At 67.9% G+C, this 576-nt stretch carries 2 protein-coding genes; both read left to right on the top strand.

Annotation, left to right across the window (positions count from 1 at the left end; all coding sequences use genetic code 11):
- The coding region (locus AC1DZC_RS20195; protein WP_477044525.1) for a hypothetical protein at window positions 1-377 on the top strand (377 nt) is incomplete at its 5' end.
- The coding region (locus AC1DZC_RS20200; RefSeq protein ID WP_477044526.1) for a hypothetical protein at window positions 370-576 on the top strand (207 nt) is incomplete at its 3' end. The genes AC1DZC_RS20195 and AC1DZC_RS20200, both read left to right, overlap by 8 nt.

Consider the following 576-nt stretch of genomic DNA (forward strand, 5'->3'; position numbering starts at 1 on the left):
CCGAGGAGGTGGCCGATTTGCTGGAGATCGACATCTCCACCTTCTATCGATGGCGCAGCATGCACACGGACTTCGCCGAGGCGTGCACCACCGGCAAGAGCCTGGCCGACGAGCATGTGGTGAATTCGCTCCACCAGCGGGCGTGCGGCTATGATTATACCGCCGAGCGCGCCTTCATGTTCGCGAGCTGGAGCGAGCCGAAAGTCGCGCGGTTCCGGCGGCGCGTGCTCGCCGATCCGCAGGCGGCGCTGCAATGGCTGCGCCGCCGCCGGCCCGAGGAGTGGCGCATTCCGATCGAGGAGCGCGACGCGGACGAGCTGGGCGACATCATCCTGCAGGCCTTTGCCCGCGTGGGAAAGACACCCGATTATGACTGACCCCAAGCCCATGTCGCGCCGCGCGCTCGTCAACGAGATGAAGAAGCTGGCGCATGACCCCGTCCGGTACGCCGAGTTCGCCTTTCGTTGGGGCGAAGGCCCGCTGGCCGGCGTTGCCGGCCCGCGCGCATGGCAGCGCGAGGTGATGGAGACGATCGGCGCGCATCTGTCCGATCCCGCCACGCGGCACATGCCGTGC

Source organism: Cellulomonas sp. P2_B4 (assembly GCF_056404795.1).